This window comes from Leucobacter sp. cx-328 (assembly GCF_014530035.1).
GTDB lineage: Bacteria > Actinomycetota > Actinomycetes > Actinomycetales > Microbacteriaceae > Leucobacter.
The window spans coordinates 43,328-56,644 of record NZ_JACVMX010000005.1; the positions used below are offsets into that span (position 1 = coordinate 43,328).

Genomic DNA, 13,317 nt, shown 5'->3' on the forward strand with positions numbered 1-13,317 from the left:
TCCTATCGGGGGCCTACGACACTGCTAAACGAAGCGCCCGAACTGCGCTGGCGATGACCCGGGTCGTGGGTCTCAGATCATCCGAGAGTCAACGCAGCGGGCAGGGAGCGACTTGCTCCCTGCCCGCTGTCTCTCAGACCACTGCCGGCGGCTGCTGCATCCTCTGCTGGTAGCTGTGGATCGCGTGCCACTCAGGGATCATCAACCCGTGCTTCGCGAGCAAACCCCAGTAGCCCAGCGGGTCCTCTCCGCCCGCTCCAAGCTTCGCTGCGCGCTCCATGGTGAGCTCCACGAACCGACGCTCGTCGCGGGCGAGGCGTGCCTCGTACTCGACGCGAGTCTCGTCGTCCAGCTCGTCGGGCTCACGAATGCAGTCCTCACACTCGCATCCCTCCTCGTCATCGAAGAGCCCCAGCATGTCCCGGAGCAGCTCGATCTCGCCGTCCAGATACTCCAGTTCTTCATCAATTTCCGCGACCAGCCCGTACGCTGCCCCCATGGCATCGCTCGCGGCAGCGATCTCGGCGACCTCGGCCGCCAGCACCAACGCGCCGCGGTTCTCGGGGTCCCAGGGGATCAGCGCGCTTGCGAGCGCGTCGTGCTCTTCAATCGCTGCGTCGATCGCTAAATCAGCGGGTGAGCCGTCCTCGAAGTAGGACGGGGTCCGTATCCAGGCGTGCGACGCCTCGGAGCAGGCCTGCAGCGCTGCGCGCACTGCCTGCTCGTCGCCGGCGTGCATCGCCGCCTCGAACTCGCGGTGCTTGTCGCTCATCGTCTGGATTGCGCGCAATACTGCGTCGAGCTGCATCTGCTCGGCCTGTGTCGTCTCTGCTGTCTTCGTCATGGTCTTGCTCCGTTCTGGTTCTTTGCGCTCTTGCGCGAGGGCCTCGGCGACTGTCGCCGAGGCTGTGTTCTCTCGTCGGGGGCGGCGTAATGTGCCGCCCCCGGTTGTCTTTGCTCTCTGGCGCGTGCTACTTCACCGCGATCATCGAGCGACCCTTGAGCTTCTTGCCGTGCTTCAGCAGCACGCTGGCGAAGGAGAGCTCGATCGTCAGCCACATCTCCAGCATCTCGGAGGCAGCGCTCATCGCTTCGTCGATCTCGTGGGCGTCGCCCCGAGCCTCGGCTGCCGCCAGCTCGGCGAAGTGATCCTCCATGCCGAGGCGCATGGCCTTCGCCCCGCCCTCCGCGATCGTGATCGTTCCGGGCACATTCATCGGGATCGCGTCGCGAGGCACGACAGCGATCAGCGGCATCTTGCCCGTCGGATCCACTCGGAGCTTCATGTTGTCCAGCGCGAGGTTCAACTGCTTGTTCGTAATAGTCATCTTCTTGTCCTTCTCTCGATTTGCCGCGCGCAGCACTCATCACAGCGCGCTCGTCTGGACGAGTGCGTCTCACCCGTCTCACATGCTTTTCCGGGCGCGGCGTCATGCCGCGCCAAGCTCTGCTGCTCGCTGTGCTCGTCACAGCGCTCGCTTCGCAGGCTCCGCCAGGGGCGCCGGGCTCGCAGAGGCAGGCGCTTCTCACCTGTCTCACCAGCTTCTCGGGGCGGCAGTGTTGCCGCCCTGTGCTCTCTGTGTTGCTACCTGGCTGCGATCACCGCAGCCAGGGGCCTGTCGCACGCGTGTGCGCGTGCTGTACCTCCCGCGCGGCGTCCGTGCCGCGCTCTGTGCTTCTCGCGCTCGCGCATGCTGCGCGGCGACTCGTCCACCCGATCCGACGCTCATCGGGTCGGGGTAGGGCTTCAGCTGGCCGCTTCCGGCGACCACCTATGACAGCTTCTGAAGGAACTAGACTTTAGCTCCTCTGCCTCAGCGGGATTCCCTTCTCAAGTTTTCCCCCGGGCAGTGCTCTGCACTGCCACCACGAGCCGGAGTAACCTCTGCAAAAAACAGCTCGTGATCGTCATGATGCCCGTCCCGGGTATCGAGTAGTGAAGCTAAAGTCTAGTACGCAAAAATGTGACAGAGATGGGAACACTCCGTTGCTGGTCTCTATCGTTACTGGATCGTTACCACGTTTGTTTCTCTGCGATACAGCACACCACGCGGAGCCGCCCCGCTCACGCGGGGCCGGGAGTCTCCCTGATGAGCACGGCACGTCCGCCGCTGCTCGCGCACGAGACCGGAGGACGCTCCCATGGTTACTACTGTTTCTTCTACTTCTACCTCTGCTGCTACACCCGGCAACACAGCGCAGACGCCGAGCGTCTGGCTAGGGTGCATGTCGCATTACAACGCCGGTTACCTGGTCGGCGACTGGTACGACGCCGCGGAAGCAAGCACCGTGACCGTCGCCAAGCTGCACCGCGGCACGGGCCTGAGCCCTGCCGGCTGCGAGGAGATCTGGGCGTACGACACTGAGTACATGCTCGTCGACCGCGAGATGAGCCCTCACGAGGCCCAGCAGCAGGCCGAGGCTCTGCTCGCCGTGGAAGAGCACCTGCGCCCTGCCCTGCGGGCCTGGGTCGCGAGCGGCGACTACGTCGCTGAGGGCGACGGCAGGAGTGACGTGCCGGTGCTCTCTGAGTTCCAGGACCGTTATTGCGGTCACTGGGACTCCTTCGAGGAGTACGCTGCCGACCTGGTCGACAGCACGGGGATGCTGAACGGGGTTCCTGAGGAGGTGGCGCAGCACTTCGACTGGAGGAGCCACGCCCGCGAGCTGGCGCACGACTACGCTGTGCTCGATGCTCAGGCTCCTGCCTCCGGCGTGTACGTGTTCAGGAGCTGCTGAGTCATGGGCCTCCGTGACATCAGCAGCACGGCTGAGGAACGCTGGCAGCGCTTCTGCCTCGACTGCGACCCGCCCCGGCTGTGCCACCGGGAGCTGCTGTTCTTCCCGGACCTCGGCGCGTACAGGGTCCGTGTCTGCCCCGAGCACGGCGCCTGCGCCATGGAGACCGTGCTCGCAAAAGGCGACGCGCCCCGACCTGGCGCATCAGGGGCGAGCATGGGAGCGCTGCCATGACCGCAACCCTTGAGCGCGAGCTCATCGTGCAGGAGGAGTGCACCTCCCTCAGGCACCACGAGCTCCAGGAGCTCCTCTCCGCAGCCGAGAGGGCTGCGGACCTCTCTGTGTCCGTCGAGGACCTGCTGCGCCTCCTGGCGGCCGTCCAGGCCCAGGTGCACGCCTGCAGGAAGGCAGTGGTATGCGAAGCCCGCGCGACAGGGCATAGCGACAGGGAGGTAGCGCGGATGTTGAAGATCCACGTCAATGACTTCGTGTCGCGGTTCCCCGCGGCATAGAAGCAGACAGGCAGAGACCCCGAGGCTAGCCACAGGGGGCTCTGCTTGCAGTCATCACAGCAGGTGCGATGGCTACAACCTCTACTGTCTACTGCCGCGCCGGCCCTTCGGGTTTGCGTCGTCAGGCCTGACTCGCACAGCGGGTAGCTCGTCATGGACCTCCCCAGAGAGCAGAGCGCCCGCGTCGAGCCCCAAGAAGCCGGCGTACTCGTCGAAGGTGTCTAACGTCACATTCCGCTCGCCCCGCTCAAGTGCCGCGAGATAACGGGGGGTCACGCCGATCCTTTCGGCAAGCTGCTCCTGCGTAAGGCCCCAATGGTTCCGTTGCGCACGGAGCCCCTCGCCAAGCCGGCCCCTCAGTGTTTTTCCCACCCTTCAACATTTTCGACAGGAACGTGACCGTGCCAGGTACGGATACGTTCCTGTTTCTAATAGGATCTGCTGATAGACGAGCGGGAACGACGCCCGTCAGCAGAGACGGGAGCCCCCGCCCGAGCGCCTCGCCCGCGCCGGAAGACTCCAGCCCCGAACGGCCCGCACTGCAGGCGACTTCACACAAGAACAGGAAAGAGGCCACGCCATGTTGGTGCCAACGAAGAAAAAAACCATCGCGACCGTCGCCGCGGCGATCGCCCTGCTCGCGGCCCTCACCGGCTGCGCCACCGAGAACACCAAGACCCCCAACGAGACCGTCGCACCCGAGCAGACGCAGACGCAGACCCAGGAGCCCGCCCCCGAGGCGTGGATCCCCGAGGGTCCTGCAGACGACTGGACCGCGGAGCTGACCGACCCCGCCAACCCGATCGCCGACGGCACGTCCGTCGGGGTGAGCCTGACCGCATGGTCCGGCGGGCACCCTGCTCAGAACGGTGTCATCGTCGTCCCCTGGGGCGTCGAAGGCCCCGCGGCCGGTGAGTGTGGCTTCGACGAGGCCCGCGCAGGCGCGGCCGCGAAGATCGAAGAACTCGCTCCGCAGGTCCACGAGTGGCGCGTCTCCTACGTGGAGGGTGCCGACACCGTCAACACTGAAGACCAGCACGTCGCGAAGATCGCGATGGGCGACTACGGCTACGGCCCCGTGCTCGTGCGCGCGGGCTGGGCCAAGGACACCGGCGGCCAGTACGCCGAAGACCAGATCATCGCTCAGCAGGCCGGTTCCGGCCTCTGGGCAACCTGCTGGGCTGAGTAGCCCGGCAGGACACAAGAACATCACAGACAAAGAAGGAGGTGGCAGCCATAGCTGACAAGAGCAGCAACACCGGCGACACACAAAAGAGTGCCGGTGCAAAGAAGAATAAGAAAGCAATCATCGCGATCGCTGCAGCAGCTGCGCTCGTGCTCGGCGGTGGCGTCGCATCCGCCGTTGCAGTGAACAACTACAACACCGAGACCCAGGCTCTCTGCGTCGCAGCGACCGACAAGGTCGCAGAGGCCCGCACGACCGCGAAGACCGCCCAGCAGGGCGCGGACGCGGCGCTCGCGGCTGTTGAGGACACCACGCTCCCCGAAAGCGCGGGCACCAGCACCAAGTACGCCGACCGCAAGGCCGTCGAAGAGGTGAAGGCGCAGAAGGCAGAGGGTGACAAGCCCGAGGTCAAGGCTGTGCCCGCCCGCCAGAGCGGCGCTGACTTCGTGGGCGATGTCACCGACGCCAAGGAGGAGCTCACCAAGGCTGAGAAGGCCCTCGCCGACACCTGCGAGACCCGCGACAACGCCGCAGCGAGCGACACTCAGGTGAAGGCTGTGACTGACGCCGCGAAGAAGCTCGATGCTGCATCCACTGCACTCACCGAGGACTTCGCTCTCTTTCAGGCTGACGAGGCTGCTCGCCTCGCCGCGGAGAAGAAGGCGGCCGAGGAGGCAGCGGCGGCAGAGGCCGCTCGCATCGCGGCGGAGCAGGCAGCGGCCGAGGAGGCTGCGCGCCAGGCCGAGCAGGAAAGCTGGGACAACAGCTACGGCGGAGGCTACGACGACGGCTACTACAACCCCGGAAACGGTGGTGGTGGCGGCGGGGGCAACTCCGGCGGCGGCGGTACGATCATTGTTCCCCCGAACGGCGGCGGCGGCTGCCCGCCCAACCAGCCGGTCTGCTACGGCTGATCCGCGCTGACCTAAGACGATGAGCCCCGAGGGAGAAATCCCTCGGGGGTTTCGTTGCACGCGACGGGAGAATGAGTACCGCGCACTGCCGGTTCTGTCTCTCGTGACAAGCAGCGGTGAATGCTTGTGACGCCACAGGCGTCACGGGAGAAACATGAGGATGCCAGCCGGCATCTCATCTTTCCGCGACACGCCGAAAACACGGAAACGAATTGTGCCGATTTGACAGGGTTCCTAGGCTCACGCTCATCACCGTCACCCCCTGCTTCACGATGTGATTTCGCTTGAGAGCCTAGACTCTCTCGCACTCGGCAAGCATCTCGTTATCTGTGGTTCTCGGCCCGTCTTCCCTCTGTATTCTGACTACCCCCAGCACCAGCGTCTTCTCTGTGACCCTAAGGTCACGAGGCTGCATGCGGGGTTCAGGGTACACCGTTTCTGGAGGTCTCATGCCCACCACAATCACTAATGCAATGAACACGAGCGTCGACGAGTTCGAACTCTTTGACGACACCACACACTCACGGTCTACCGGCTACGAAGCCCTGCGCAACACCCGCGCCGTGGAGTCAGCATCGAACACACGTCTGCTCGCACCCAGCTACCAGTTCCATCGCCCAGACCTCGCTCACGAAACCGCTGCTCAACTGCTCCGCACGAAACCCCAGATCGTCGCAGTCACTGGAAGACCCGGTGTTGGGCGCACTGCATTTCTTGCTGAGGTCGCTGCCGTCGTGCACGCAGCACACTCCACCCTTCGCTTGCGAATAGCAGAACTGCCCGGAGGTGATTCTGCTATCGAGCTCGCCGACATGATCGACGTGTTGCACGCAGAAGGCCTCTCCGCCTCAACGGTGCTCGTGGTCGATAACATCGACCTCCGTCCCGACATGCACACGGACACGAAACATCTGGGTATCATCAGCCTGCTCACCAGCTACGCGAACGAGCATGGCCTCCGCAGCATCCTGGTGTACGACGAACGCAAATACGCTGAACTGGCCGAAGCTGAACCCGTGCGCATCTCAAAGCTGCATCGCGTACAACTCGAGCCCCTCCCAAACGAGGCGCTGACAAGGATCGTTGCCACCGAATCACTCACGCTGCCACAGCTCGCCCACATCAACACGGAGATCACCCCCGCCGTCATCGAGCACGCACTCACACCGCCAACGCCGACAGATGCCTACGTGCACCCGCGGCTCGCGTTAGAGCGGATCGACACCGCGATCGCACGCGCACAGATCGAACAGCGCACCACCCGAATACAGCTGACACCAGGCCACCTCGCACTCGAGGGTCTCCCCGCAGCAAGAACCGCGACCGAGCTGCGTGACCGGCTCACCGAAGTCGTCAGAGGGCAAGACGCAGCAATCCACACCATCGCCGAACGGCTCGCCCCCGCACTGTCCGGCCTCACGCTACGGCCAGAACGCCCCCACGGGGTGTTCCTGTTCGCTGGCCCATCCGGAGTCGGCAAGACCGAGGCTGCGAAACAGCTCGCACGAACCGTGTACGGCACCGACGAGGCCCTCATCCGCCTCGACATGAGCGAGTACAGCACGCACGAAGACTCAGTCATGAAACTCATCGGCGGGCACCGGATCTGGAAGAAGAGCAGCACCGAAGGTCTCCTCACCACGAGGATCATCCAGCAACCCCGTACCGTGCTCCTGCTCGACGAGTTCGAGAAATCTCACCCACTGGTCTGGCCGCTATTCCTCCAGATCTTCGATGAAGGCCGCCTCACCGACGGCTGGGGAAACACCGCCTCATTCGCCGAAACCATCATCATCATGACGTCAAACCTCGGCGTCAGGGAAGGAGCAAAACCAGGCACCGGGTTCGGCTCCACACACACATTCGACAGCAGCCGCCAACTCCAAGAAATCGAACGAGTGCTCCCGCCGGAGCTGCTCGGCAGAATCACCGAGACGATCTGCTTCGACCCCCTCGACGAGAACGCGATCCAGCAACTCGCGCACGACGAACTCGCACGCCTGAGCGGCCGCCTCACAGGCATCGGATGGCGACTCGACTACGCACCAGAGGTCCCGTCGTGGCTCGCCAGCCACCGCAGAAACCCCGCACTCGGTGCACGCCACCTCCAGAGCAATATCGAACGCGAACTGCTTCCCGCGCTCGCACGAGAAGCATCACGAGAGCTGATGGTCACTATCCGCGACGGAAAGATCCACACGCACCCGATCCTGGATCACTACTAATTACCCATCGAGCGGGCCCCTGCAGCACAGTGCTGCAGGGGCTCATCTTTTCACCGCACGAATACCCCCGAGGCGCACGCCTCGGGGGTATTCGTTTTCACCGTGCCAATCAACACCAACACCAACACGACACACGTCCAAGGCATTACCAACGCGCAACCGAGTTGTCCACAGGTTCAGCTACACCTCAGCAGAGTGCCTGCAGCTACCCCTGCGACAGAGGCGGCGACGTCCCCGGAGGCAGGCTCGCAGCGTGCCAGGAGACACGTCTGCGACGGGTGCTTTGCGACGACGAAGCGTGCGATGAGGAGACCGTGCAGAGCCCGGTCTCGCGCTGGAGAGAGGCAATGGCCGCAGCCTTCGGGGCTGCGGTCGACACGGAAGAGTGAGCGGAGGCGCCCCGGGGGCACCACCGCTTCTCAGCGCTTCGCGCTACACAGGCGCCCCGGGACCAGAGGTCCCACAATCCTGGGCGCCCGTGCTTCCGCGTCTTTCCAACGAAGTAGCGGGGGTCAGGCACCTAGGCTCTACCGAGGCCCCTCCGGGGCTACCCTAGGCGCCTAGGGCCGAGGCCCCCCGCAACTTCGTTGATTCTCCAGCAGATTCCATACCTGTTTCACCGCTAAGGCGGCGAAACGAGGTAAGTAACGAAAAGAGCATAAGGGGGCGTGGTCCTTCGCTGCGTTTATCCACTCGCTGCGCTCCTGTCTAAACTTGCTTCGGAGTTGGCATAGCCAACACGCCTTCGTCGACGTTTCGGGACTCGCTTCGCTCCTCCCTCTCCGTCTCCTCACCCGGTCTCGCTGCGCTCGCCGGGCCCTTACTTCGGTCGCTGCGCTCCCTCGCCCCTGCGACAGCCCACTGGGCTGTCTGGGGGTGCTCCTGCCCTCCGCGCAGCCGGGCTCGCGCTGCCGTACCCTCGCTGCGCTCGTGTAACGGACAGCACGAGGTTATCCACAGCTGAAGCTGTGATGCTCCGCTGCCGCCAGCAAAACACGAAGAGGCTCTGCGCGTCACATAAACGCACAGAGCCTCAACACGAGTAGCGAGTGCTACTTCGGAGTCACGTCCCAAGGCGACGGCACCGAATCAGGACTCACCGGCCTGCGATCAGCCAACTTTGCCTCACCCAGAAACACGCGCTTAAACAGATCGCGAATTCCAGGCTTCAGCTCGTTCACCCAAGGACCGAGGGTGAGCTGATTATCGCCGTCCTCAGAGTCGCTTGACTCGGCATGCTCCTCCCGCTTCAACCAAGGGTTGATCTTCTCCCAGCTTGCGGCAAGCCTCAGCCAAGCGTGAACTCGAGAATGCTCATTCGCGACCTGCTGCTGCTCCACAAGCAACAGAGTCGCCTCAGCCTGCGCGATGGCCGCATGAGCAGCGGCGGCATCGCACAACTCCTTGTGCCCGTCTGACACCGTGATGCGACCAAGACAACGACGAGCGGCGTCAATGCTCCTACGGACAGCCTCAGCGCCGTCAAGGTGCTTCTGAGGGATGTTGTTCCTAACCATAAGGAACTCCTTTCCTGTATATAGCTTGCGAACGGCCGATTGGACGTTCGCTGTAGCCGTCGCTCAGGGGCGGCTCGGGTGTTTATCAAGACTTGGAATCCGGGGGCAGTCACCCCAATGCTCAGACCTGCGCGTGCTGCATCATGAGCTGCGCCTCAGAAGGCAAAGTCTCAAGCGCGTCCTCCGCGTAGCTCGCGAGGGAGTTGGCGGCCTCGACGACGTCGAAGTAGCTGTAGGTGTTGCTCATGGTGTTTCTCTCTTTCTCGTGTACTCCGATCTCGTGATCTGTGCCGACGCTCAGCCGCCGGCACCCTCGTCATCCGTGGACGCAGCCTGAGCAGCGGCAGGTACCGCGCGCAAGATGCAGCGATAGCTCGCCTTCGGCTTGTCGAACGCACCGACGGAGAGCGGGTTGTTGCCACTCGCCAGCGTGTTCTTCCACTTGACGAGGTCGTACTCGGCGATCAGCGGCTCTGGCACGGCCATCAGCTTCTTGATGCGCTCCGGGCCCGCCGGGCACTGCCAGTGGGCGGAGCCGTCGAGATGCGACCTGATCGCCTCCAGGAAGTCCTTGTAGCTCTCTGCCCTCCCGCCGGGCTCGACCTCGGCGAACCACGCCTTGTACAGGTCATACAGGAACGACAGGGGCAGGAGATCCCACGCGAACTGCTGTTCGAACTCCTCCCAGAAACCGCGCACGGAGTTGTTGGCGCTGAACCACGACCCCCACGCCACACGGCACACCAGGGGCTCCGAGAGCTCGACGTGGTCCATGTGGAGGGCGCGCTTGAGCGCATACCGCAGCACGTCCTCGCGGGCGAGGTACTGATTCTTGATGTACTTGCGCTCGATCCCGGTGAAGCGCTTCGTCATCGGGACGACGAGCGCTCGTCTCATGAACGACGCCGACTTGTCCTTGACCTTGGGCGCCATCGTGTTCATGCACTGCACCATGAAGCCGCTCCAGTGCAGCATGATCGGGTCCCTGTACTTGCGGTCGACCATCACGGGGTCGCCGGTGACGACCGCCTTGAAATCGTCGAGGTTCTGCGCGAGCGCGCCGACGGCGTTCTCGTCGGTCAGCACGAGCGGCGACTTCAGCAGGCCCGTGAGAGCGAACGGCTTGCCGAACCGCGCGAGCGGGATCGACACATAGGCTCCCCTCCCGACGAGCTTGCGCATGAGCTCCAGGAGCGTGCCCTTGCCGCCGTTGCCATTCGGTCCGACGAAGTACGGCACCCGGTCCCAGCTCAGGTGAGGCCTGAGTGCGGCGCTGACAATCTCCCAGAGGAGTTCGGGCACGCCCTCGTCATCACTCAGCTCGGCCATCCACTGCTCGACCTCCCAGACGGTGCCGTCCACGGGATGGGTGATCACAGGGCTCTCAGCGTTCGGGTCGTAGTCGACCGCGCACTTGGAGAGGAAGACCCACTCCGGGGAGAAGGGCTGCAACTCCATCCGCGTGGTGTCGAAGACCCCGTTGCGCACGGGCACCAGGTGTTCTTCCTGCGTCGGTAGCACAACAGGGGCCATGCTCGCGAGCCGCTTGAACGCGGACTCGATCGCGTTCTGTTTCATCGAGGGCGCGAGCGCCGCGATGAGCCGCTGGATCGCCTCGTCGTCCTCCACGTAGAGGCCGGCGTGCTCGCCGAGCTCGTGGTACATGGCAACGAACTTGGACGCTGCGCTGTCGCTGCCCCGGGTGAAGTCGAGGCGCACGATGCGGTGGCGGGCGAGCGCGACGGCGACCGCGGTCGCCTCGTCCAGCGCGTCGATGGTCGAGATCGCGGGGGCGTTGGCCACGGCCTTGTGGCGCAGCTTCGCCTCCGTCACGATCGCGTTGTTGATGTGGCGGAGGATTCCGTCACGGATCTCCGCGAGCGTGAGCGCGAGGTTCGCGGAGATCATCGAGAGGTACTCGCCAGTGGCGTCCGAAACGATGGTGTCCTTCGACGTCGGGCAGAAGCTCGGATCATGCCGCCTGTGCTGCCTCTCGCGCACAGGCCCGCTGCCGGATGACGGCGGGGCCTGGTCCGTCTGAGGCGCCATCAGCGCGCACCCCCGTCCAGGATCGAGCCGAGTCGCGCGAGCTGCGCCGAGCTCAGCCTCGGCGCGCGAGCGACGACATCATCGACAGCGGCGTCGAGGGCAGTCACCTCCGCGGCGGGGCCGACGGGCTCGGGCCTCGCGCCCAGCACGCGATCGAGGTCGACGGGGTCGAAGATGTTCTTGCGGCGCCCGTCGCGGATGATCTTGACGCGCGGCAGCTCGCCAGAGGCGATGCGACGGCGGATCGTCGCCATCGTGCCGTAGCCCAGGGCGATCGCCTGGTGGATGTCAGGGTAGCGGCTGTACTTCTCAGCGATGGTTGCGGGGTTCCCCACGGCGGCTCTCCTTCGGAGAACACGACGAACCAGGGCACCGGCGTAGTTGGTGCTGCCTGGTTCGGCCGTCTGCCGACGGACGGGGCTGCCCGTGTCGCTGTCACGACAGGGGGTTGTGGTTCTGCTTCGTGCTGGTGCCGAGGTGTGAGGAGATGCTGAGGTTGAGTCTGTGGGACGCTTCGTTCAGCCGGGAGCCCGCGTCACTCTCTCCCGACCGCACGCCTGCCTGGGCAGCACGTGGTGCATGTTCGTTCAGCCACTATTGAATTGTCGGTGCGCATATCTTACGCACTCACAAATATATCATATGATCGCAAATCGGCGCGCAGGTTATTTCGCCTCGACCCACTCGATGCCGACCGTGTCCGGCCTGAACGTGCGCACGCCGCGGCCCACCGGGTGGAGGGTCACCGTGAGCAGCTCCCGCACAACCTCGCGCTGGCGCTCGACGCTGAGGGCCTCCCACACGGCGCGCACGGCCGCCTCGCGCGACTGGGCAGTGTCGCCGCCGAGCCCGACCAGCTCGCCGAGCAGGTCGACGCGGCCGGCGTCCGACAGCTCCGCCTGGATGGCGGCGAGCTGGTCCTTGATACCCTTCGAGGCGATGCCGAGCTGCGACGCGGTCAGCGCCGAGTCCGGCTTGGCGAACTCGGCCGCGAGCGCGTCCAGCCGCTCCCGCAGCCGACGCTCCTCGGCGCGCAGCTTCCGGGCATCGACGGACTTCGAGGGGCTCAGCAGGCGGATGGCGTCCTTCCTCGCCAGGCGTCGCACGACGATGCGCGAGACGTAGTCCTCAACGGGCTCGGCCATGCGCGCGAAGTGGCCGGTGCTGCCCGAGCAGCGGTAGCCGCGCACGCCCCTGCGCGCGCTGCCGCCGGCGTGGACGGTCGCGCCGCAGACGCCGCACAGCGCGACCCCGGTGAGAAGCCCCACAGGGTTGCGACCGGGCCTGCGCCGCCCCGGGTCCAGCAGTATCGACTGCACCTGCTCAAAGAGGTCGGCGTCGTCGCCCTGCAGGATCGGCTCCCACTGGGCCGGCGCGCTCTGCACCTCGCCGAGGTAGACGAGCTGCCCGATGTTGCGGCGGTTGAGCATCACGTCGCGGACGCCGCTGCGGGTCCACGGAGAGGGCGCGGGAGCCTCCCCGGCCTCCTTCTCGGCCTTGCTCAGGCGCTTGTTCTGGCCGGTGGTGAACCCCGCCTCGTTCCAGGCCCGGGCCACGGAGCCGAGGGACTCGCCCCGGGCGATCATCCGGTAGCCCTGCACGATCGCGTCGGCCTCCGCCCGGCGCAGCGTCACGCCGTCCTTCTCGTACCCGAAGGGCCTGCGGCCCCCGACGCGCAGCCCCTTCGCCGCGCGCTGCTCGTTCGCGCGCTTCTGGCGCTCGGACTTCCGGCGCACCTCGAACCGGGCCACCGCCGCCAGCATCGTCGCCCGCAGCTCACCGTCGGCGCTGGTCAGGTCGATCTCGCCGTCGACGGTGAGCACGCGCACGCCGGTGCGCATCAGGTCGGCGAGGTCGGTGATCGAGCGCAGCAGCCGGTCCACGTCCACGGCGATCACCACGTCGATCCGATTCGCGGCCGCGTCGTCGAGGAGCTGCGCCCACTTCGCGGTGCCGCGGCCCTTGCTCGCGCTGGTCGCGTTGTCCTCGTAGGTCGCCACGACGACGTACTCGCGGGCCTTCGCCATCATGCGGGTCTTCTTTCGCTGGCGCTCGATGCCGTCCTTCTCGTCGACGCTCTGCCGCCAGTACAGGCCGGCCTTCGCTCCCGCCTTCAGTGCTCCGCTCATGCACCTATGCTATTTCGTTGTCCTGTGAGTCGCGTGGACGGTGAGT

13 protein-coding genes are annotated in these 13,317 nt (G+C 65.2%); 5 read left to right on the forward strand and 8 right to left on the reverse strand.

All coding sequences use genetic code 11. The features are described from left to right. Nucleotides 1-133: 133 nt before the first annotated feature. Nucleotides 134-844 carry a hypothetical protein gene (locus tag ICL81_RS07975; protein WP_188034388.1) on the reverse strand — a complete coding sequence of 237 codons (711 nt, stop codon included), beginning with the start codon at nt 842-844 and terminating at the stop codon, nt 134-136. A gap of 127 nt (nt 845-971) precedes the next feature. Next, nucleotides 972-1,328, reverse strand: coding sequence for a hypothetical protein (locus ICL81_RS07980; RefSeq protein ID WP_188034389.1), 357 nt, complete (start codon nt 1,326-1,328; stop codon nt 972-974). A gap of 814 nt (nt 1,329-2,142) precedes the next feature. Between ICL81_RS07980 and ICL81_RS07985 the strand changes: the two genes are divergently transcribed. Both ICL81_RS07985 and ICL81_RS07990 read left to right on the forward strand, forming a co-directional pair. Continuing rightward, complete coding sequence (locus ICL81_RS07985; protein WP_188034390.1) at nt 2,143-2,739, forward strand: antirestriction protein ArdA; 597 nt, start codon at nt 2,143-2,145, stop codon at nt 2,737-2,739. 230 nt (nt 2,740-2,969) lie between these two features. Next, the gene (locus ICL81_RS07990; protein WP_188034391.1) at nt 2,970-3,251 is read left to right on the forward strand and encodes a hypothetical protein; all 282 of its coding nucleotides are present in this window, start codon (nt 2,970-2,972) and stop codon (nt 3,249-3,251) included. Nucleotides 3,252-3,332: 81 nt separating this feature from the next. Here the strand turns inward: ICL81_RS07990 and ICL81_RS07995 are convergent, their stop codons facing one another. Further along, on the reverse strand, nt 3,333-3,623 hold the full coding sequence (locus ICL81_RS07995) for a helix-turn-helix domain-containing protein (protein WP_141886131.1): 291 nt from the start codon (nt 3,621-3,623) through the stop codon (nt 3,333-3,335). 214 nt (nt 3,624-3,837) lie between these two features. Here ICL81_RS07995 and ICL81_RS08000 point away from each other — a divergent pair, with 214 nt between their 5' ends. From ICL81_RS08000 to ICL81_RS08010, 3 genes are all read left to right on the forward strand, one after another. Then, nucleotides 3,838-4,440, forward strand: a complete 603-nt coding sequence (locus tag ICL81_RS08000; RefSeq protein WP_215394774.1) for a hypothetical protein — start codon at nt 3,838-3,840, stop codon at nt 4,438-4,440. Between the two features lie 38 nt (nt 4,441-4,478). Continuing rightward, the gene (locus tag ICL81_RS08005; RefSeq protein ID WP_188034393.1) at nt 4,479-5,351 is read left to right on the forward strand and encodes a hypothetical protein; all 873 of its coding nucleotides are present in this window, start codon (nt 4,479-4,481) and stop codon (nt 5,349-5,351) included. A gap of 449 nt (nt 5,352-5,800) precedes the next feature. After that, a complete protein-coding gene (locus tag ICL81_RS08010; RefSeq protein WP_188034394.1) occupies nt 5,801-7,576 on the forward strand; it encodes an AAA family ATPase in 1,776 nt (591 codons plus the stop codon). Nucleotides 7,577-8,628: 1,052 nt separating this feature from the next. Here the strand turns inward: ICL81_RS08010 and ICL81_RS08015 are convergent. The 5 genes from ICL81_RS08015 to ICL81_RS08030 form a co-directional block, all read right to left on the reverse strand. Further along, a complete protein-coding gene (locus tag ICL81_RS08015; protein WP_042542547.1) occupies nt 8,629-9,093 on the reverse strand; it encodes a hypothetical protein in 465 nt (154 codons plus the stop codon). Nucleotides 9,094-9,214: 121 nt separating this feature from the next. Continuing rightward, entirely contained in the window at nt 9,215-9,340 is a 126-nt protein-coding gene (locus ICL81_RS12015; protein ID WP_255498837.1) for a hypothetical protein, read from the reverse strand. A gap of 50 nt (nt 9,341-9,390) precedes the next feature. After that, nucleotides 9,391-11,142, reverse strand: a complete 1,752-nt coding sequence (locus ICL81_RS08020; protein ID WP_188034395.1) for a phage/plasmid primase, P4 family — start codon at nt 11,140-11,142, stop codon at nt 9,391-9,393. Continuing rightward, nucleotides 11,142-11,477 carry a hypothetical protein gene (locus ICL81_RS08025; protein ID WP_188034396.1) on the reverse strand — a complete coding sequence of 112 codons (336 nt, stop codon included), beginning with the start codon at nt 11,475-11,477 and terminating at the stop codon, nt 11,142-11,144. Before ICL81_RS08025 ends, ICL81_RS08020 begins: the two co-directional genes overlap by 1 nt. A 330-nt stretch (nt 11,478-11,807) precedes the next feature. Beyond that, nucleotides 11,808-13,271, reverse strand: a complete 1,464-nt coding sequence (locus ICL81_RS08030; RefSeq protein ID WP_188034397.1) for a recombinase family protein — start codon at nt 13,269-13,271, stop codon at nt 11,808-11,810. Nucleotides 13,272-13,317 lie beyond the last annotated feature (46 nt).